Below are 19,654 nucleotides of genomic sequence, written 5' to 3'. Positions count from 1 at the left end.
CGTCCGCCACGGCAGCCCCCGCCCGGTCGGGCCCGGGGCGGGCCGAGCGGCCGCGCGGGCTGACCATTCCCCGGCGGTCAGGCAGACTGGATGTTTGGCCACGTCCGGCCGCGTGGAAGGGAAGCGCACACACGTGAACGGTCCACTCATCGTCCAGAGCGACAAGACGCTCCTCCTGGAGGTCGACCACGAGCAGGCCGAGGCCTGCCGACGGGTCATCGCGCCCTTCGCGGAGCTGGAGCGCGCCCCCGAGCACATCCACACCTACCGGGTGACCCCGCTCGGCCTGTGGAACGCGCGGGCCGCCGGGCACGACGCCGAGCAGGTCGTGGACGCCCTGGTGGAGTTCTCGCGGTACCCGGTGCCGCACGCGCTGCTCGTCGACATCGCCGAGACCATGGCGCGCTACGGGCGCCTGACGCTCTCCAAGCACCCCGTGCACGGGCTGGTGCTCACCACCACGGACCGGCCGGTCCTGGAGGAGGTGCTGCGCTCGAAGAAGGTGCAGCCGCTGGTCGGGCAGCGGATCGACCCGGACACCGTGGCCGTGCACCCCTCCGAGCGGGGGCAGATCAAGCAGACCCTGCTGAAGCTGGGCTGGCCCGCCGAGGACCTGGCCGGTTACGTGGACGGCGAGGCGCACCGGATCGACCTGGCCGAGGACGGCTGGGCGCTGCGGCCGTACCAGCAGCAGGCCGTCGAGGGCTTCTGGCACGGCGGCTCGGGCGTCGTCGTGCTGCCCTGCGGCGCGGGGAAGACCCTGGTCGGGGCGGGTGCCATGGCCAAGGCGAAGGCGACCACGCTGATCCTGGTGACCAACACGGTCTCGGCCCGGCAGTGGAAGCACGAGCTGGTGAAGCGGACCTCGCTGACCGAGGACGAGATCGGCGAGTACAGCGGGACCCGCAAGGAGATCCGGCCGGTCACCATCGCCACGTACCAGGTGCTCACGACCCGGCGGAAGGGGATCTACCCCCACCTGGAGCTCTTCGACTCCCGCGACTGGGGCCTGATCGTCTACGACGAGGTGCACCTGCTGCCGGCCCCGGTCTTCAAGTTCACCGCCGACCTCCAGGCGCGCCGGCGGCTCGGTCTCACGGCGACGCTGGTGCGCGAGGACGGGCGCGAGTCGGACGTCTTCTCGCTGATCGGCCCGAAGCGCTTCGACGCCCCGTGGAAGGAGATCGAGGCGCAGGGCTACATCGCGCCCGCCGACTGCGTGGAGGTCCGGGTCGACCTGACCGACTCGGAGCGGCTCGCGTACGCGACGGCCGAGGCGGAGGAGAAGTACCGCTTCTGCGCGACGACGGCGACGAAGCGGAAGGTGACGGAGGCCCTGGTGAGGAAGTTCGCCGGGCAGCAGATCCTCGTGATCGGGCAGTACATCGACCAGCTGGACGAGCTGGGCGAGCATCTGGACGCGCCGGTGATCAAGGGCGAGACGTCGAACGCGCAGCGGGAGAAGCTGTTCGACGCGTTCCGCAACGGCGAGATCAGCGTGCTGGTGGTGTCCAAGGTCGCGAACTTCTCCATCGACCTGCCGGAGGCGACGGTCGCGATCCAGGTCTCGGGCACCTTCGGGTCGCGCCAGGAGGAGGCGCAGCGGCTCGGCCGGGTGCTGCGGCCCAAGGCGGACGGGCACCAGGCGCACTTCTACTCGGTGGTCGCCCGCGACACGATCGACCAGGACTTCGCGGCGCACCGGCAGCGGTTCCTGGCGGAGCAGGGGTACGCGTACCGGATCCTCGACGCTAGCGAGCTGCTGGCGCCGTAGGCGTACGGGCCGGGCGGGGGTCACGGACCCCCGCCTCGTCGTCGTACCGGCCGAGCACGGCGACGGAGACGAGCGCGCCGCCGAAGGCGCGTATCGCACGCAGCGGGGCGGAGGCGGCGCGGCGGGCACGGGGGAGGACGGTGGGCGCTGGGGTGAGGGTCGTGGCGGTCATGCATCCATGATGGAATCCGGACATTCGGAACACATCGGCCTCGGGGTGGAACCGGGGTCCCCCGCGAGTCGGACCCCGGTCCGGCCCCTCCCCCTACGGGTCGCCCCGCGCCCCCTACGGGTCGGGGCCCCGGGCGAATCCATTCGCCTCCGCCCCCGCCCGGCACTACACTGGCCCGCTTCCCCGCCTCCCGTGCATGACTCCGCACGCGGAGCGCCGCCGTCCGGTCGGAAACCGGCGGCCACTCGACGTGTCCGCGTACCCGACCCGGAGGCTTCACCGTGTCCGTAACGTCCGCCACCGACGATCCGCTCGCGCGGGAGCGCGCCCATCTGTCCGCGTCCCGTGCCGCCCTGCGCGCGATGCGCGAGGACGTGGAGTCGCTCGACATCAAGGACGTCACCGCGAACTGGGTCAACGCCGTCATCCTGACCCGCCAGATCGAGGACCGCATCAAGGCCCTCGCCGACCTCGCCGACACCCCGCTCTTCTTCGGCCGGCTCGACTATCTGCACACCACGCAGGAGGGCCAGCGCTTCTACATCGGCCGGCGGCACGTCCACGACGCCGCCGGCGACCCGATGGTGATCGACTGGCGTGCGCCGGTCTCCCAGCCGTACTACCAGGCCTCCAAGCAGAACCCGCAGGACGTCGGGCTGCGGCGGCGCTTCGGCTACACCGGCGGCGAACTCACCGCGTACGAGGACGAGCACCTCTCCGATCCGTCCGAGCTCCAGCAGACCAGCCGCCTGCTCCAGGCGGAGATCGAGCGCCCGCGCGTCGGCCCGATGCGCGACATCGTCGCCACCATCCAGCCCGAGCAGGACGAGATCGTCCGCTCCGACCTGTCCGGCACGGTCTGTGTGCAGGGCGGCCCCGGCACCGGAAAGACCGCCGTCGGCCTGCACCGCGTCGCGTACCTGCTCTACGCGCACCGGGAGCGGCTCGCCCGCACCGGCACCCTGGTCATCGGGCCGAACCGTTCCTTCCTGCACTACATCGAGCAGGTGCTGCCCGCGCTCGGCGAGCTGGAGGTGCAGCAGGCGACCGTCGACGACCTCGTGGCCCACGTCGAGGTGCGCGGCACGGACGAGGCGGCGACCGCCGTCGTCAAGGGCGACGCCCGGATGGCGGAGGTGCTGCGGCGGGCCGTCCGCTCGCACGTCTCCCTGCCCACGGAGCCGCTGATGGTGGTCCGCGGCTCCCGGCGCTGGCGGGTGCCCGCGTACGAACTGGAGGAGATGGTCCGGGAGTTGCTCGACCGGGACATCCGGTACGGGGCGGCCCGCGAGGCCCTGCCGCAGCGCATCGCGCACGCGGTCCTGGTGCGCATGGAGGAGGCCGGCGAGGCGCCCGACGACCGGGTGCAGAACGCGGTCGCGCGCAACGCGGCGGTCAAGGCCGTCGTGAAGGAGTGCTGGCCGGCGGTCGACCCGGCGAAGCTGGTGCTGCGCCTGCTGAGCGACCCCGACTTCCTGGCCGAGCACGCCGACGGAATCCTCGACGAGGACGAGCAGAAGCTGCTGCTCTGGGCGAAGCCCGCGCGGAGCGTGAAGTCGGCGAAGTGGTCGGCGGCGGACGCCGTCCTCGTCGACGAGACGAAGGACCTGGTGGAGCGGACACACTCGCTCGGCCATGTGGTCCTCGACGAGGCGCAGGACCTGTCCCCCATGCAGTACCGGGCGGTGGGGCGGCGCTGCACGACCGGTTCGGCGACGGTCCTGGGCGACCTGGCGCAGGGCACGACGCCGTGGGCCACGGAGAGCTGGGCGCAGGCCCTGGAGCACCTGGGCAAGCCGGAGGCGCTCGTCGAGGAGCTGACGGCCGGCTTCCGCGTGCCGCGCGAGGTCATCGCGTACGCCTCCCGCCTCCTCCCGCACATGTCGCCGGGCCTCGCCCCGGTGGAGTCCGTACGGGAGAACCCGGGCTCGCTGGCCATCCGCCGGGTGGAGGGGACGGAGGGCCTCGACGCCGCCGGGGCGGGGGGCCTCGACGCCGCCGGGGCGGGGGGCCTCGACGCCGCCGTCGTGGCGGCCTGCGTCGAGTCGCTGGCGCACGAGGGCTCGATCGGACTGATCGCCGCGGACGCCCGCATCGCCCCGCTGGCCGAGGCGCTGGAGGCCGCCGGCCTGACGTACCTCTCCCCCGGCGAGGAGACCACCGCCGACTCGCGCCTGACGCTGGTCCCGGCCTCGCTCGCCAAGGGCCTGGAGTACGACTACGTGGTGCTCGACGAGCCGGCCGCGGTGGTGGACGGCGAGCCGGACGAACGGACGGGCCTGCGGCGCCTGTACGTGGCGCTGACGCGTGCGGTGTCGGGCCTGACGATCGTCCACGCGGCGGACCTGCCCGGCCAGTTGGGCTGAGTTGGTCCGAGTGGGGCCGAGTTGGGGCGAGTTGGGCTAGGCGGCGGTGGCGAGGCCGACGGTCACGTAGGCGACGTAGCCCGCGAGCAGCACCATGCCGTGCCAGCGTCTCAGGTGCCCGGTGAGGAGCGCGTAGGCGGCGAACCCGTTGATCACCACCAGGGACGGCAGGTGCCAGGTGAAGACCTCCGGGGTGATCACGAGTGCTCCGCCGGCCAGGGCGACGATGCCGACCTTCGCCGTCACGGAGAACACCACGCTGCCGATGACGTTGCCGATGCCCAGGGAGGGTGCGCCCCTCCGGGCGGGCTCCGCCGTGAGGAACATGTCCTCCAGGGAGAGCACCAGCGTCGCGGCCGTCGCCCCGAAGACCGTGCCGCCGATCGCGAACCGCTCCTGGATGCCCTCGGTTCCCTTCGCCATGACCCAGGCGCCGGTGACGACGGCGAAGGACGCGAGGACCGCCGACGGCAGCAGCACCCACCCGGACCGGGCGAGCCCCGCCGCGGGCGGTTCCGCGCTCCGCGGCGGCACCGCCCGCCGGGACTCGCCGTGGACGACACGGACGACGAACAGCACGAAGAGCAGGATCAGGACGATCGAGAAGGAGAAGCCCAGTTCGCCGAGCAGGGCGGGAACGACCAGGACCAGAGGAGCGGCCGCGAACAACACGACGTAGTCCTTGGGGACTTCCACCCGCGAGGGCGCGACGATGGCGGCGATCGCGAGGGCCAGGCCCGTCATCGAGATGACGGTTCCGAAGACGACGCCGAGCGCGACGTCCTCCAGGTCCTCCACGTTGAGCACCACGCTGAAGGCGAGATCGTCGATCTCGATTCCGGTGAAGACGAGGCCGAGCAGGAAGAGCGAGACCGCCGGGCCACGCGCCAGGCCGACCAGACAGGTGATCAGCTTCTCGGCGCTGTAGATCAGCAACGCCGCTCCGGTGAGGAAGGTGAGAACGGACGCCATCCGGTTGCTCCCCCCTAAGCAGCGCGGACTCACCGAATCGCCTGAGGCCTTGCACGCGACGCCTCTTCGGAAGCTAGCAGGGGCCGGAGCGGATGCCCATGTCGCACATTCGAGCGAGCCCTGGCCAGTGGGACGCGGGACCGCCGTACTCGGGCAGCGCCTGCGACCAGGCCCGTCGGGCGACGGCGGCGAGGACGGGGTTGGTGGCGCGGTAGTGGTCCTCCGTCACCACTCCCCAGCACAGCGCCCACCCGCGCCCGCGCGCCCAGGTCGCGTCGTCGACGCGGGCGGCCTCGCGGAAGAGGGGCCGGGTCTCGGGGGTGAGGAGGGTCCAGGCGGCCATCATGTCGCAGGCGGGGTCGCCGACGCCGAGGCCGCCGAAGTCGATGACGGCGCTGAGCCGCCCGTCGCGGGTGAGGAGGTTGCCGGGCAGCAGGTCGCCGTGCACCCAGACGGGCTCGCCCTCCCACTGGGGCAGCCGCAGCACCTCCTCCCAGGCGGCGGACACGGCGTCTGCGTCGAGCGTCCCGTCCGCGCCGAGCGCGCGGACGGCCGGCACCATGGCCCCCTCCTCCCAGGCGGTGACGGGCCCGCCCCGGAACGACGCCGGCCCCCCGGTGGCGTCGACGCCGCGCAGGGCGGCGCCGAAGCGGCCCAACTCGACGGCGGCGTGGGCGAGATCGCGTACGGGTGCGGCGAAGGCGTCGTCCCCGTCGAGCCACTCGTACACGGCCCAGGGCTGTGTGAACCCCTCGCCCGGCACCCCGCTCCCGACGGGCACCGGCACGGGCAGCGGCAGCCGCCCGGCGAGCCGCGGCAACCACCGCTGCTCCTTCTCGACCTGCCCCTGCGCCCAGTCGGCCTTGGGCAGACGCACGACGAGCCCGTCCCCGAGCCGGAACATCGCGTTGTCGGTCCCGGCGGAGTCGAGCTGCCGCACGGGCAGGTGGGCCCACTGGGGGAACTGGACGGCGAGCAGCCTGCGTACGAGGTCGGCGTCGGGGGCCGGCGGGACAGGTGGCGCGGACGCGATGGACCGACTGGGCCGACTGGGCCGACTCGGGGCGCTCGACTGGCCCGGGGCGCTCGGCTGGCCCGGGGCGCTCGACTGGCCCGGGGCGCTCGACTGGCCCGGGGCGCTCGGCTGGCTCGACTGGCCCGGGGCGCTCGGCTGGCTCGACTGGCCCGGGGCGCTCGGCTGGCTCGACTGGCCCGACTGGCTCGACATGGCCGCGAGGCTAATCCGCCCCCGCCCCGCCCCGCTCGCCATTTCCGGCCGCGCGTCACGAACAGGCCTACCCGCGCGCGCATTCACGCCGCGTCCCGGCACCCAACCTCAGATCTTGATCAATTGGTCCTTGGACACGTTGACCCACCCGAACCCCGCGCGTGTAATGGCTTTTCGCTGCCCTGACCCGGCGGTTTCCAGGATTTCGGGGGGATTGCCCATGGCCACTCGCCACTCTTCCGCCACCTCGGCCATCTGGGGCCCCGACGCCGACCCGGACACGACGAGAAAGCCCCTCCCCGTGCGCGCCGGCCTCGCGGCCTTCGCCCTCCTCGCCGCCCTCGCGACCTGCGCCCCACCCCACGGGGACGCACCCCGCGAGGGGAACGCCCTGACGGGCGGAATGAGCGGCCTGCCGAGCAGCGAGCACGCGAAGGTCGGCCAGTCCTGGTGGTTCGGCCTCGGCACCCTGCGGAACCGGTGGGACTCACCTGTCGAGCTGACCGACGTACGCGTACTGGACCTCCCCGAAGGACTCGCGGTCGGCCGGTACGCGGCTTTCGACAGCAAGGAGACCGGAGGCCTGCTCCTCGTCTACCAGGACGGCGACCCGGCATTCCCCACGTCCACGTACAAGGACCACGCGAAGCAGCCGGTCGAGCTGCCCCCCGGCGAGGACAGCTCGCTCTTCTACGCGGTGAAGACCACGGTCACGGGCCCCCTTTCCGGCGAGTCCTCCCGCTGCCGCTACACCTACACCCAGGGGTCCGAGACGTTCACCCAGGACCTCCCGTGCCGCTTCACCCTGTCGCTGGAGAAGTAGCGCCTTGCGGGAGATTCCGACCCACGCTGTGCGTGAGAGTCAGCCTGCCCCGGCCTTACCGCCTCGACCGCCCAACGAGAGAGAGGCTTGTCCTGCACGCGAACGGCAGAGGCTTGACCAATCCGGATCGTGTGCATGTAATGACGCCAGCCGCCCTGACCCGGCAGCTTCCATATTCCGTGGGGGATTCCTTATGGCCGCGGGCCATTTTCCTGTTTCACGCAAGAGAACCATTGGCAGCGCCCCGACCGTGGCGCTGACATCCGGCGCCGCGGTGGCACTGCCGGCCGCCTTCGTTCGAATTACAAGACAAAGATGACGACAACGGTCGCCACTGCGATCAGGAGAACCGGTAGTTGGAGCTTCACCACTGGGTTTGCGGCCTTTATGCACAAGTCGCCACGGGCAAGGAGGGCACGTTCCACTCGTACGAGAGGAGCGGCCCTTCTGGCGCTGGTAGCGCTCTCCTCCTGCACTTCGCCACAGGAGAACCATTCCCAGGGAGACGCCCTCGCGGGGCCGTCCGGAGGAGCGATCGTCTGGAACGATCACGCGAAGATCGGGCAGTCCTGGTGGTTCGCCCTTCCCAAGTTGAGGAACGAATCCGACTCGCCCGTCGAGTTGATAGACGCCCGAGTGCTCGATCTCCCCAAGGGACTCAAGGTCAACCGGTACGCGGCCTTCGACAGCGAAGAAACCAGAGGCGTAGCCCTCATATTTCCAGACGGTGACCCGCAGTTCCCGGCGGCCACGTACAAGGATTACTCGAAGCAGCCAATCAAACTGGATCCAGGCAAGGAAAACTACATCTACCATTCAGTGAAGGTCACCGTGACCGGCCCGGTTTCGGGTGAGGCATCAACGTGCCGGTTCACCTACACCCAGGGGTCTGACAGATTCACCCAGGACCTCCCGTGCCGCTTCACCCTGTCGCTGGAGAAGTAGCGCCACGCCAAGCAGCGCGGAAGCCCCCGAGGGACGCCCCCGGGGGCTTTCGCCGGGGGGATGGCTACGGCGTGTCCAGCGCCTCGCGCCAGGTCCGGACCGCCTCCGCCGAGACCGGGGCCGTCCAGCCGGACGGGCGGGCCGCGCCGCCGATGTGGAAGGCGTCCAGGCCCGCCGCGCGGAGGGTGGGGAGGTGGTCGAGGCGGAGGCCGCCGCCGACGAGGATCTGGGGTTCGTAGCCGGGCTCGCCCGCGCGGGACGCCTCCGCCGTGAGGGTCGCGAGGCCGTCGTCGACGCCCGTCGCCGCGCCCGCCGTCAGGTAGGTGTCGAGGCCCGGGAGGTCCGCGAGCTGCTTGCGCAGGGCGTCGCGGTCGGCCGCGCGGTCGATCGCCCGGTGGAAGGTCCAGCGGCAGCCGTCCAGGACGGCGACCAGGCGCTCCACCGCCACCAGGTCCGGCTCGCCGGCCGGGGTCAGGAAGCCCAGGACGAATTCGGTCGCGCCGGCCGACCTGAGCTCCGAGGCCCGCGCCACGAGGGCGTCCGCCTGCTCACGGTCTCCCGACGCGAAGCCGTCCGTGAGTCTGAGCATCACGCGCAGCGGGATGTCCACGGCGGCGCGGATCGCCGCGAAGCCGGTCGTGGACGGGGTGAGCCCGTCCGCCGCCATGTCGGTGACCAGCTCGAGGCGGTCCGCCCCACCGGCCTGGGCAGCGACCGCGTCCTCCTCGTCGAGGGCGATCACCTCCAGCACTGCACGGTTGCTCATTGAGCCCATTCCTCCAGGGATCACGGCTTACAGGTCTAGTCCAATGACCAGACTAGCCGTGGGAGTGGCCTCCCGCATCGTGCGCGGGCGTCGAAGCGGCCGCCGGGGCGGAGGACGCCGCGCCCGCGCGCACCGTGAAGGCCGCCGTGCGGACCTTGCCCTCGTGCTGGAAGTCCAGGAAGAGGCGGTACGTGCCCGGGCTCGGCGCCGTCGCCGTGAAGGACACGTCGGGGCCGGGGCCGCCCTCGTTCGGGTGCACGTGCAGGTAGGCCAGGTCGCCGTCGCGCAGGGCGACGAGGTGACCGTACGCGCCGAGGTAGGGCTCCAGGTCGGTGACCGGCCGGCCGGCCTTGGTGACGGTGAGCTTCAGCTCGCCCGCCCTGCCCGGGTCGAGCGTCCCGCCCAGCCGCACCTGGTAGCCGTCCACGTTCGCCACCGGCGTCACCGGCGGCATCGGCCGCGGGGCGTACGCGCCGGGCACGGACAGGTCGGCGCCGAGCGTGATGCCCTGGGCGCCCCGCGCCGCGGGCTTGAAGTCGGCGAAGGCCTTGTAGCCGCCGGGCGCCGGCAGGTCCGCGTCCACCGACCAGGTGCCGTCCGCGGCCCGCACCGGGTGCAGGTGGCGGAAGACCGTCAGGTCGCGCGAGGCGACGATGAAGTGCAGCTCCTTGCCGTGTTCCGTGGTGAACGCGGTGACCTTCCGGCCGTTCGCGTCCTTGATCGAGAACCTGAGGGTGCTCTTGCCGGGCGCCGGGGTCGGGGTCTCCAGGGCGAGCGTGTAGCCGTTCTCGGACACCTGGAGGCCGCCCGCCGCGGGGGCGTTCGCCGCCTCCGCGTGGCCCGCGTGGCCACCGCCCCCCGCCTCCTCCGCCCGCCCTGCCGCCGCGTGCTCCCCGTGCCCCGCCTTCGCGGGCTCGCCGATCGGGCCGACGCCCTTGCCCACCCCGTACGCGGTCCCGAAGGTCGCGGCGAGCGCGGCGGCAAAGGCGGTGATCTTCACTCCGGTGTTCATGGCTGCTCTCCCGTGCGTAGGTCGGCCCGAGGCCGGCTCGACTTCACCCTTCACTGCACCTCACCATACCCCTGGGGGGTATCAAGTCAAGCCGGGTCGGCGCTTGCGCCAGATACCCAAGGGGGGTATACATGACCTCAGACCGATACCCCCCGAGGGTATGGTCCCACCCGAACGGAACGATGGAGGACGACATGGGTTCCTGCTGCACCCCCGACAACAGCTGCTCGACCAACACCGTCGAGATCTCGACGGCCACCGCCGTCGCCGACAGCACCGCCACCGTCTACGCCGTCTCCGGCATGACCTGCGGCCACTGCAAGACCGCGATCACCAACGCGGTCGGCGCCCTCGACGGCGTCATCTCGGTCGACGTCGACGTGGCCACCGGCAAGGTCACCGTCACCACCGGCGGCGAGCCCGACGACGCCGCCATCGCCGCGGCGGTCGACGACGCCGGCTACGAGCTGACCGGCCGCGCCTGACCGGCGTCGCCCGCGCCGACACCGGCCGCCGGGGCCCGCCCTCCCCCAAGCTCCCGGCTTCGCTCGGGCAGGGGGGACCCCATGCCCGAGCCCCGGCCCCGGCCCCCGAACTCGCTACACCGAGGAGCAGTTTCATGACGACGACCACTCCGGGCACCGCCCAGGTCGAGCTCGCCATCGGCGGCATGACCTGCGCCTCGTGCGCGGCCCGCATCGAGAAGAAGCTCAACCGCATGGACGGGGTCGAGGCCACCGTCAACTACGCGACCGAGAAGGCGAAGGTCACCTTCGACGCCGACATCGACGTCGCCGCGCTGATCGCCACCGTCGAGGCCACCGGCTACACCGCCAAGGAGCCGGAGCCCGAGCGCCCCGCCGCCGCCGGCGGCCCCGAGGGCCCCTCCGGCGAGGAGATCGCCGACGCCGAGCTCCGGCCGCTCAAGCAGCGCCTGGTCACCGCCGTCGCGCTCGCCGTGCCGACCATCGCGATGGCGATGGTCCCGGCCCTGCAGATCGAGTACTGGCAGTGGCTGAGCCTCACGCTCACCGCCCCGGTCGTCGTCTACGCCGCCTGGCCGTTCCACAAGGCCGCCTGGACCAACGCCAAGCACGGCGCCGCGACCATGGACACGCTGATCTCCGTCGGCACCATCGCCGCGTTCCTGTGGTCCCTGTGGGCGCTGTTCTTCGGCACCGCCGGCACCCCGGGGATGACCCACGCCTTCGAGTTCACCATCGCCCGCACCGACGGCGCCGGGAACATCTACCTGGAGGCCGCGGCCGGCGTCACCGCCTTCATCCTGGCCGGGCGCTACTTCGAGGCCCGCTCCAAGCGCAAGGCGGGCGCCGCGCTCAAGGCGCTGATGCAGCTGGGCGCGAAGGAGGTGACGGTCCTCAAGAACGGCCAGGAGGTCACCGTACCCACCGCCGAACTCCAGGTCGGCGACCGCTTCCTGGTCCGCCCCGGCGAGAAGATCGCCACCGACGGCACCGTCGTCGAGGGCTCCTCCGCCGTCGACGCCTCCATGCTCACCGGCGAGTCCGTGCCGGTCGAGGTCTCCGTCGGCGACTCCGTCACCGGCGCCACCCTGAACGCCGGCGGCCGACTGGTCGTCGAGGCCACCCGGGTCGGCTCCGACACCCAGCTCGCCCGCATGGCCAAGCTGGTCGAGGACGCCCAGAACGGCAAGGCCGCCGCCCAGCGCCTCGCCGACAAGATCTCCGCCGTCTTCGTGCCCGTCGTCATCGCGCTCGCCCTCGGCACCCTCGGCTTCTGGCTCGGCACCGGACAGGGCCTCACCGCCGCGTTCACCGCCGCCGTCGCCGTCCTGATCATCGCCTGCCCCTGCGCCCTCGGCCTCGCCACCCCGACCGCCCTCATGGTCGGCACCGGCCGCGGCGCCCAGCTCGGCATCCTCATCAAGGGCCCCGAGGTCCTGGAGACCACCCGCAAGGTCGACACCATCGTCCTCGACAAGACCGGCACCGTCACCACCGGCCGGATGACCCTCATCAAGGTCCACACCGCCGCCGGCACCGACGAGAACGACGTGCTGCGCCTCGCCGGCGCCCTGGAGCACTCCTCCGAGCACCCGATCGCCCAGGCCGTCGCCACCGGCGCCGCCGCCAGGGTCGGCACCCTGCCCACCCCCGAGGACTTCGCCAACATCCCCGGACTGGGCGTCCAGGGCGTCGTCGACGGCCACGCCGTCCTCGTCGGCCGCGAGAAGCTGCTCGAAGAGTGGGCGATGGAACTCCCGCCGTCCCTCAGGGCCGCCAAGGAGGCCGCCGAGAAGACCGGCAAGACCGCCATCGCGGTCGCCTGGGACGGCGAGGCCCGCGCGGTCCTGGAGGTCGCCGACGCGGTCAAGGAGACCAGCGCCGAGGCCATCCGCCGCCTCAAGGCCCTGGGCCTCACCCCGATCCTGCTCACCGGCGACAACAAGGCGGTCGCGGAGGCCGTCGCCGCCGAGGTCGGCATCGGCGAGGTGATCGCCGAGGTCATGCCGCAGGACAAGGTCGACGTCGTCAAGCGCCTGCAGGGCGAGGGTCGTTCGGTCGCCATGGTCGGCGACGGCGTCAACGACGCCGCCGCGCTCGCCCAGGCCGACCTCGGTCTCGCGATGGGCACCGGCACCGACGCCGCCATCGAGGCCGGCGACCTGACCCTCGTACGCGGTGACCTGCGGGCGGCCGCCGACGCGATCCGGCTCTCCCGCAGGACCCTCGGCACCATCCGCTCGAACCTCTTCTGGGCCTTCGCCTACAACGTGGCCGCCCTGCCGCTCGCCGCGGCCGGACTGCTCAACCCGATGATCGCCGGAGCGGCGATGGCCTTCTCCTCGGTCTTCGTGGTCGGCAACAGCCTGCGCCTGCGCGGATTCCAAGCCGCCGACAAGTAGACGTCCGCCGTGATGTGACGAGGAGGCCGCCGTGGCCGGTTACGTACAGCACAAGGAAGACATCATCAGACGCCTCAGGCGCATCGAGGGCCAGGTCAGGGGGGTGCAGCGGATGGTGGACGAGGACGTGTACTGCATCGACGTCCTCACCCAGGTCTCCGCCATCAACGCCGCCCTCCAGTCCTGCGCCGTGGCCCTCCTGGACGAGCACCTCAGCTGCTGCGTCACGGAGGCCATCGCGGCCGGCGGCGACCAGGCCAAGGTCAAGGTGGGCGAGGCCTCGAAGGCGATCGCCCGGCTGATCCGGACCTGATCGGGACCCGATCCGGATCCGAGCGGGAACCCGAGAGGGACCCGATCCGGACCCGAGAGGGACCCGATCCGGACCCGAGCGGGACCCGATCCGGACCCGATCCGGACCCGAGCGGGACCTGATCCGGTCCCGATCCGGACCTGACGCAGTCCAGGACCGGACAAGTAAAGAGAGGGTCAACCGCCCTTGTGCGAAGGGCAGTCAGTCGAGAGCCGGACGCTCAGCCGAAGACACAGGCCGAGCACCTGACGGAGCAGCACCAGCTCCGCGGATCCGGGGAGTCCGACTCCGCACACCTTCGCGCAAGGGCGGTTCCGTGTCGTGGCAGTCATCCCCCCATCGTACCCCTGGGGGGTATACCTGTCCGAGTGGGGCGGCCCGTACGATGAGCCGCCCGTGACGGGAGGGGATGCGCGTGCGCCGGCTGGGAGAGCTGGAGGCCGAGATCATGGACCGACTGTGGGCCTGGCAGCGGCCCGCGACGGTCCGCGAGATCGTCGAGGACATCAATCTGGGGCGCCGGGTCGCCTATACGACGGTGATGACGGTCGCCGACATACTCCACCGCAAGGGCTGGCTGCGCCGCGAGAAATCGGGCCGGGCCTGGCTGTACGAACCCGTCCGCAGCCGCGAGGAGTACACCGCGGGACTCATGCAGGACGCGCTCGGCGACAGCCAGGACCGGCCCGCGGCGCTGCTGCGCTTCGTGGAGACCATCTCCGACGAGGACATGGCCGCCCTCGACGCGGCCCTGCGCGCCACCCGGCGCACTCCGGGCGAGGACCGATGAACGGCGAGGACCGATGAACCATCACACCCTCCCCCCGCTCGGACTCGCCCTGTGTACGGGCCTGCTGGTGCCCTGGCTCCTGGTGCGGGCCCGCTGGGCGCAGCAGGTGCCGCGGCTCGCGCTCGCCGTGTGGGCGGCGAGCGGGGCGGTCTTCGCCGGCAGCGTCGCCCTGCTCTCGGCCCAGCTGATCCTGCCCAGCCACACCGGCCACCGGCTGAGCGACGCCCTCTTCGCCCTGCGACTCCCTCCCGCCGCCCGCCTGCTGCGCCTCGACGCGCGCGAGTACGTGGCCGCGACGGCCGCGCTGGCCCTCCTCGCCGCCCCGATCGCCGGATTCGCCCGCGTCCTGCTGCGCGCCAGACGGCTGCGGCGGCGGCACGCGGAGACGCTGCGGCTCGTCGGGCGCTACGACCCGGAGCTGCGGGCGACGGTCCTGGAGCACGAACGCCCCGCCGTCTACTGCCTGCCCGGCCGCTCGCGCCGGGTGGTGGTCTCCTCCGGCGCCCTGCACGCCCTCACCCCGGCACAGCTCGCCGCCGCCCTCGCGCACGAGCGGGCCCACATCTCCGGACGGCACCACCTCCTGGTCGCCGCGACCGAGTCGTTCACCGCCGCCTTCCGCTTTCTCCCGCTCGCCCGGCACGGCGCCACGGCGGTGCCACTGCTGCTCGAAATGACCGCGGACGACCGGGCGTTGCGCCGCTGTTCGCGGGACGCGCTCGCCACCGCCCTGTACGCCCTGGCTTCGGGAAAGGCACCCCGCGAGGCCTTCGCGGCCGGCGGCCCCTCGGCGGCGCTGCGCATGCGCCGCATCCTCGCCCCGCACAGCGCGGGCCATCCGGTGCTGTGGGGGCTGCTCACCATCGCTGCGGCCGGTCTCGCGACGGCCCCTCTGATCATCGCCTGCTGCTCCTTCCCCAATTAAATACTAAGGGAATTCGTAGATTTCACATCGGTCACGGCCGCCTGAATTCCCCGCTATTGTGGGTATGTTGGCGTTCAGCTCGGCACGTCGAAGGGTACGAATCAGATGCAGCTGGCTGACGTGCGGGCGGCCGCGGCCGCGGACGCGACGACGATATCCAGACTGCTGGCGGAGTCCATTCGGGGCAGTTACACGGAAATACTCGGAGAAATCCCGACCGGACGCCTTGTCGCCGCGCAATGCTCACTTCCCCGTATCCGCGCGGAAATTGAAATTCCCGGTGGCGCACCCGGTTGGCTCGGCTGGCTGGTGGCGACCGGAACGGACGGCACGGTCCTCGGCGTGGCCGCCGGCGGCGTGCCCGTACCGGGCGAGGGCGAGATCTACGCCCTGGCCGTCGCCCCCGGCGCGCGCCTCGGCGGCGTGGGGTCGGCCCTGCTGGCCGAGGCCGGCCGGCGGATGCGCTCCTTCGGCGCCACCGAGCAGCGGGTCACGCTGCCGAGCGAGCGGGACCCGGCGCTCCCCTTCTACCTGCGGAGCGGCTTCGCCCCGCTGGACCCCACGCGCCTGCACCGCGCTTTCTGACACCGCCTCAGGACCGCCCCAGGACATTCCCAGCACCTCCTGGACGCCTCCTCGGCACCTCCTCGGCACCGCCTGGGCGCCTCTCGGCACCACTTCGGCACCGCTTCGGCCACGCGTTCGTGGCAGACACACGCCATCGCGTGTTCACGCCCCCCGATCCGCTGGAATCGGCCCTCCGTCCCCGGTGAGGATGGAGCACAGCGGCGCGGGACCCGGCGGCACGGGAACCTCGCCCGGACGGCATGGACCGCGCGAGCCCTGGAGGAGCGATGCACACACCGAGCGGCACTTCCCTGCCCGTCGTGCCCGCGACGCTCGCGCCGGTCCTGCCGTCCCGATACGGCCACCCCGGCCATCCCGGTCAACCGGGCCACGCCGGTCAACCGGGCCACGCCGGTCAACCGGGCCACCCCGGCCATCCCCCACCCGCGCTCGCCTCGCTCGACGCCCTCGAACCGCCCGCCCCCGGCGCCGGCATCCGGATCAAGTCCGACACCCTTCCCGGACTCGAATCGGTCTCCCCCGGCGACGAGGACTCGGTGTGGCTGCACGACGCGCTCCTCGGCCCGCACAGCGCCGACATCGTCCGGTACCTCGGCCTCGCCCGCTCCACCGGCGGCCCCGTCCTCGATCTCGGCTCGGGCGCCGGGCGGCTCGCCGTCCCCTTCGCCCGGCACGGCTTCGCCGTGGAGGCCGTGGACCGGGACGGCCCCGCCCTGGAACGCCTCGAGTCCTGGGCCCGGCGGATCGGTCCGCAGGTCGCCGAGCTGGTCGTGACCACCCGGGCCGACCTCACCGAGCTGCGGCTCGACGGCGACTACCGGCTGGCCCTGCTGGCCGGCGCGATGGTCTCCGCCGTACCGCCTCGCGCACGCCCCCGGCTGCTGCGCGAGATCGCCTCGCACCTGGGGGCGGGCGGAGCGCTCGCGCTCGACTACACGGCGCACCTCGTGCCGGGGCTGATCGCGGAACCGCAGCGGACCTGGGCCTTCCAGGTGCCCCGCTTCGACGGGATCGACGAGTGGGTGGTGGCCCGCCAGGTCTTCGACCTGCGCTCGATGAGCGAGCGGATCACGTACTACTCGGCGCGCACCGGCAAGCTCTCCACCGAGCGGGTCGTGCTGACCACCGACAAGTGGATCGTGGACGGGGAGCACCTGGCGGCCGAGCTGCACTCGGCGGGGCTGCACATCGAGGGCCGGCGGCGGCAGCGGATCGACGAACGGACCGAGAGCGTGCTGCTGGTCTGCCGGGCCGACGACTGACGCGTGGGCGGGGCGGACGGGCCGGCGACCCACTGACGACAAGGACGGCCAAGAGGTACGATGCCCACAAAAGTTTGGGCCGACCAGGTGGCGGGCGGAGAAGATGGCAGTCGTGGAAGAGCTCGCGGACCGCGAGGCGGTGATCCAGCGCCTGCGCGACGTGGGCCTGCGGGTCACCGGTCCGCGACTCGAGGTGCTCTCGGTGCTCGCCGCCGGCGGCCATCTCGACGTCGAGGCGATCACCGCGACCGCCCGTGACCGGCTCGGCACCCTGACCAGCCAGGCCGTCTACGAGATGCTGCGGCACTTCCAGGAGACGGGTCTGGTCAGCAAGTTCGACCGCCCCGGCCTGCCGGCCGTCTTCGAGATCTCGGGCCCCGCGCACCAGCACGCCCTGTGCGTCGAGTGCGGCCGGGTGGAGAACGTGACGGCCACCGCCCCCGCCCCGCCCGCGGGCGCCCTGCCGAAGTGGCGGGTGAGCGATGCCGAGGTGGTCTTCAAGGGCCTTTGCCCCGACTGCCACGAAGGGCACCCTTCGCGCTGAAAGCGCTTGAACACCGTGCGTCGCGTTCGAATCTGTGGCAGGGTCGAGCGGGGCGTTTCAACGGGATCCGCGCGATCCGAGGGGAGTCTGCTGCGCTGTGTCCAAAAACGCCGCCGGAGCGCGTGCGGGAAGCGAACAGGCCCTCACCCTCTACCAGGCGCTTCGCGCCACCACCGGTGAATCCTTCGACGAGGTCGCCTGCCGGCTCGATCTGACCGAGACCGAGCGCGAGCGCTGCCGTGACGAACTGATCGCCCTGGGCCTGCTCGACCACGGGCACATCACCCCCGAGCGGCCGTCCCCCGTCGTCGTCGCCCCCGACGTCGCCCTGCTCCATCTGCTCCAGCACGAGCGGGACCGGCTGGAGAACCGGCTGGCCGAGACCAGTCGCGCCCACACCACGCTGGAGACCCTTGCCGGACCGTTTCTGCGGGCCGGTCTCGAACCGGGCTCCGAGGTCGAGGTCGAGATCGTCGACGACCCCGAGCGGGTCCGGCGCGAGCTCGCCGACCTGACGGAGACGGTCCGCGACTCGGTCCACTCCATGCTGACCGGCTCGGTGCGCCGCGAGGAGATGGCACTGGAGCTGGCCCGCGACCGCAGCCGGGTCGAGCGCGGGGTGCGGGTGCACGCCATGTACAGCCAACGGGTCGGCACCGTGCCGGAGATGGCGCAGCACCTCGCGGCCCGCACCGCGCTCGGCGTCGAGGTGCGGCTGTCCCCCGTCGTCCCGATGAACATGGTCCTCGCCGACGACAACTTCGCCCTGCTGCCCACCGATCCGCACGACCCCGATTCGGCCGCGATCCTGGCCCGGGGTCCGGGTCTGGTGCGCTCCTACCGCGCCCTGTACGGGTACTGCTGGCACGCCGCCACCCCGTACGGACACGAGGAGCCCTCCGAACACCGCGGCGACGGCCTGTCCGAACAGCAGCGGGCCGCGCTGCGGATGCTGGCCTCCGGGATCAAGGACGAGCAGGTCGCCCGCAACCTGGGCGTCTCGCTGCGCACCGTGAGCCGGCTGATCTCCGAGGTGATGCAGGAACTGGACGCCGCCAGCCGCTTCGAGGCCGGCGTGAAGGCCGCCAGACTGGGCCTGCTGGACGGCGAGACGCACGGGCGCACCGCGTAGCCTGAGCTTTGCCGGACAAGCGATTTGCGACGATAGGGGGGATAGTTCGCCATGGTCACGACGGGCGGCGGCATGGGGGGCCGGGCGACGACCGGCCGGATGGTGACCCTCTATCAGGAACTGCGCAGGCGCGGGGCGTCGAGCTTCACCGAGGCCGCGAGCGGCTTAGGTTTCGCGCCCGAGGAGTACGAGCGATGTCGGGCCGAACTGATCGCACTGGGCCTGATCGTTCCCACGAACAGCACCCACGCCACCGTCGCCGACGTCCGTGACGCCTCCTGGCGGCCCGACGCCGACACGGTGGCCTCCGTCGCCCCGGAGATCGCGCTGCTGCGCCTCCTGGACCGGGAGCGGGCCCGGCTGCGGGAGCACCTGGCCGAGGCCGACCGGGCGTTCAGCACCCTGGAGACCCTGGCCGGCACCTTTCTGCGGGCCAGCACCCTGGCGGGCTCCGAGGTCGAGGTGGAGGCGCTGACGGACTACCGCAGGATCCAGCAGACGCTGGAGGACATCACCGACGTCATCCAGGAGAGCTCGGCCTCCATGCACCCGGGCGGACCGAGCCGTCAGGCCCAGGCGCGCACCCTGGACCGGGACCGGCGCCAACTGGAGAACGGGGTGCGGGTCCGCGCCATCTACTCCCGCGCCCACGCCGACCGGCCCGAAGTCGCCGAACTGCTGCGCATGCGCATCGAGATGGGCGTGGAGATCAAGGTCGCCCGGACGGTGCCGATGAACATGGTGATCGCCGACCAGCAGTACGCGCTGCTGCCGATCCGCCCGGAGGACGGGCGCGAGGGCGCCATCCTGGCCCGCGGCTCGGCCCTCGTCCGCTCCTACCTGGGGCTCTACGAGCACTGCTGGCACACGGCCGCCCCGTACGGGGACGAGACCTCGGTCGAGCGCGGTGGCGACGGCCTGTCGGAGCAGCAGCGGGCCGCGCTGCAGATGCTGGCGACCGGAATGAAGGACGAGAAGATCGCCCGGAACCTCGGTGTCTCGCTGCGCACGGTGAGCCGAATGCTCTCGGAACTCATGCAGGAATTGGGCGCGTCGAGCCGTTTCGAGGCCGGAGTGCGCGCGGTCCGGCTCGGCTGGCTCGACTGACACGGAAAAGCCCCGCAATCGTGGCAGGGCGATTGCGGGGCTTTCTCG

19 protein-coding genes are annotated in these 19,654 nt (G+C 72.1%); 14 read left to right on the top strand and 5 right to left on the bottom strand.

Features of this window, described 5'->3' with window-relative positions; translation table 11 throughout:
- The first annotated feature begins 133 nt into the window (after positions 1-133).
- A complete protein-coding gene (locus ACH414_RS15180; RefSeq protein ID WP_382532924.1) occupies positions 134-1,774 on the top strand; it encodes a DNA repair helicase XPB in 1,641 nt (546 codons plus the stop codon).
- Here the strand turns inward: ACH414_RS15180 and ACH414_RS15175 are convergent.
- Positions 1,752-1,946, bottom strand: a complete 195-nt coding sequence (locus ACH414_RS15175) for a hypothetical protein (RefSeq protein WP_382532926.1) — start codon at positions 1,944-1,946, stop codon at positions 1,752-1,754. The two genes, ACH414_RS15180 and ACH414_RS15175, sit on opposite strands and share 23 nt — an antisense overlap.
- 281 nt (positions 1,947-2,227) lie before the next feature.
- Between ACH414_RS15175 and ACH414_RS15170 the strand changes: the two genes are divergently transcribed.
- Complete coding sequence (locus ACH414_RS15170) at positions 2,228-4,312, top strand: HelD family protein (protein ID WP_398942070.1); 2,085 nt, start codon at positions 2,228-2,230, stop codon at positions 4,310-4,312.
- Between the two features lie 36 nt (positions 4,313-4,348).
- On the opposite strand, the gene ACH414_RS15165 is transcribed toward ACH414_RS15170, so the two are convergent.
- Both ACH414_RS15165 and ACH414_RS15160 read right to left on the bottom strand, forming a co-directional pair.
- Positions 4,349-5,284, bottom strand: coding sequence for a sodium:calcium antiporter (locus tag ACH414_RS15165; RefSeq protein WP_398942068.1), 936 nt, complete (start codon positions 5,282-5,284; stop codon positions 4,349-4,351).
- A 73-nt stretch (positions 5,285-5,357) separates the two neighbouring features.
- The gene (locus tag ACH414_RS15160) at positions 5,358-6,512 is read right to left on the bottom strand and encodes an aminoglycoside phosphotransferase family protein (protein ID WP_398942066.1); all 1,155 of its coding nucleotides are present in this window, start codon (positions 6,510-6,512) and stop codon (positions 5,358-5,360) included.
- A 220-nt stretch (positions 6,513-6,732) separates the two neighbouring features.
- Between ACH414_RS15160 and ACH414_RS15155 the strand changes: the two genes are divergently transcribed.
- Together ACH414_RS15155 and ACH414_RS15150 are read left to right on the top strand one after the other, a co-directional pair.
- Positions 6,733-7,335, top strand: coding sequence for a hypothetical protein (locus ACH414_RS15155; protein ID WP_386565475.1), 603 nt, complete (start codon positions 6,733-6,735; stop codon positions 7,333-7,335).
- A gap of 315 nt (positions 7,336-7,650) precedes the next feature.
- The gene (locus tag ACH414_RS15150; RefSeq protein ID WP_398942064.1) at positions 7,651-8,280 is read left to right on the top strand and encodes a hypothetical protein; all 630 of its coding nucleotides are present in this window, start codon (positions 7,651-7,653) and stop codon (positions 8,278-8,280) included.
- Between the two features lie 64 nt (positions 8,281-8,344).
- Here ACH414_RS15150 and ACH414_RS15145 read toward each other — a convergent pair whose 3' ends face one another.
- Positions 8,345-9,046 (bottom strand): copper homeostasis protein CutC, encoded by a 702-nt coding sequence (locus ACH414_RS15145; RefSeq protein ID WP_382532939.1) that lies wholly within the window; start codon positions 9,044-9,046, stop codon positions 8,345-8,347.
- A 52-nt stretch (positions 9,047-9,098) separates the two neighbouring features.
- Positions 9,099-10,058 carry a hypothetical protein gene (locus ACH414_RS15140; protein ID WP_386565479.1) on the bottom strand — a complete coding sequence of 320 codons (960 nt, stop codon included), beginning with the start codon at positions 10,056-10,058 and terminating at the stop codon, positions 9,099-9,101.
- Between the two features lie 194 nt (positions 10,059-10,252).
- Between ACH414_RS15140 and ACH414_RS15135 the strand changes: the two genes are divergently transcribed.
- The 10 genes from ACH414_RS15135 (at position 10,253) to ACH414_RS15090 (ending at position 19,606) form a co-directional block, all read left to right on the top strand.
- Complete coding sequence (locus ACH414_RS15135; RefSeq protein ID WP_382532942.1) at positions 10,253-10,543, top strand: cation transporter; 291 nt, start codon at positions 10,253-10,255, stop codon at positions 10,541-10,543.
- A gap of 134 nt (positions 10,544-10,677) precedes the next feature.
- Positions 10,678-12,945, top strand: coding sequence for a heavy metal translocating P-type ATPase (locus ACH414_RS15130; protein WP_398942061.1), 2,268 nt, complete (start codon positions 10,678-10,680; stop codon positions 12,943-12,945).
- Between the two features lie 31 nt (positions 12,946-12,976).
- Positions 12,977-13,258, top strand: a complete 282-nt coding sequence (locus ACH414_RS15125; protein ID WP_031010474.1) for a metal-sensitive transcriptional regulator — start codon at positions 12,977-12,979, stop codon at positions 13,256-13,258.
- A gap of 415 nt (positions 13,259-13,673) precedes the next feature.
- Positions 13,674-14,048 (top strand): BlaI/MecI/CopY family transcriptional regulator, encoded by a 375-nt coding sequence (locus ACH414_RS15120; protein WP_382532946.1) that lies wholly within the window; start codon positions 13,674-13,676, stop codon positions 14,046-14,048.
- 13 nt (positions 14,049-14,061) lie between these two features.
- On the top strand, positions 14,062-14,973 hold the full coding sequence (locus tag ACH414_RS15115; RefSeq protein WP_386565486.1) for a M56 family metallopeptidase: 912 nt from the start codon (positions 14,062-14,064) through the stop codon (positions 14,971-14,973).
- A 309-nt stretch (positions 14,974-15,282) separates the two neighbouring features.
- Positions 15,283-15,558, top strand: a complete 276-nt coding sequence (locus ACH414_RS15110) for a GNAT family N-acetyltransferase (protein ID WP_382532951.1) — start codon at positions 15,283-15,285, stop codon at positions 15,556-15,558.
- Between the two features lie 269 nt (positions 15,559-15,827).
- Entirely contained in the window at positions 15,828-16,823 is a 996-nt protein-coding gene (locus tag ACH414_RS15105; RefSeq protein ID WP_398942057.1) for an SAM-dependent methyltransferase, read from the top strand.
- A 103-nt stretch (positions 16,824-16,926) separates the two neighbouring features.
- Positions 16,927-17,367, top strand: coding sequence for a Fur family transcriptional regulator (locus ACH414_RS15100; protein WP_382532956.1), 441 nt, complete (start codon positions 16,927-16,929; stop codon positions 17,365-17,367).
- Positions 17,368-17,464: 97 nt separating this feature from the next.
- Positions 17,465-18,499, top strand: a complete 1,035-nt coding sequence (locus ACH414_RS15095) for a LuxR C-terminal-related transcriptional regulator (RefSeq protein WP_382532958.1) — start codon at positions 17,465-17,467, stop codon at positions 18,497-18,499.
- 51 nt (positions 18,500-18,550) lie between these two features.
- Positions 18,551-19,606 carry a LuxR C-terminal-related transcriptional regulator gene (locus ACH414_RS15090; protein WP_382532960.1) on the top strand — a complete coding sequence of 352 codons (1,056 nt, stop codon included), beginning with the start codon at positions 18,551-18,553 and terminating at the stop codon, positions 19,604-19,606.
- The last annotated feature ends 48 nt before the right edge of the window (positions 19,607-19,654 follow it).

The sequence above is a fragment of the Streptomyces sp. NPDC020422 genome (assembly GCF_044386705.1).
Lineage (GTDB): Bacteria > Actinomycetota > Actinomycetes > Streptomycetales > Streptomycetaceae > Streptomyces.
The sequence above is the reverse complement of the archived record's forward strand: the minus strand, read 5'-3'. Positions and strand labels throughout refer to the sequence as shown.